We start from the raw sequence: 288 nt of genomic DNA on the forward strand, positions 1-288 counted from the left end.
GGCAATGACCTTGAACGTCAATATGGGGGTCAAGGGTTTTGGTAACGGTAATAGCGAAAAATCGGTAAGAATATTCTCCCTTCGCGGCTGCCACCTCATTGCCATGATGGCACGTACTAAGGTCGCCAAAGACTTTCGCGTTTGGGTATTAGACGTATTGGATTCAGAAGTTGGCGCACCAGTACCAACACCTACCCCGATGTCAGTATCCAATGCCGACTGGACGCGCTACCTACAGGCACTGACCATTCCCGAGATGGTACAGCTCACAGGTCATGACCAAAAGAG

The 288-nt window shown here is 50.3% G+C and carries 1 protein-coding gene; it reads left to right on the forward strand.

All coding sequences use genetic code 11. From position 1 onward, the window contains the following. On the forward strand, nucleotides 1-288 hold a 288-nt coding region (locus tag AAEY75_RS14580; protein ID WP_502944421.1), incomplete at both ends, for a BRO-N domain-containing protein.

The organism is Psychrobacter sp. TB55-MNA-CIBAN-0194, from assembly GCF_040309505.1.
Taxonomy (GTDB): domain Bacteria; phylum Pseudomonadota; class Gammaproteobacteria; order Pseudomonadales; family Moraxellaceae; genus Psychrobacter; species Psychrobacter fozii.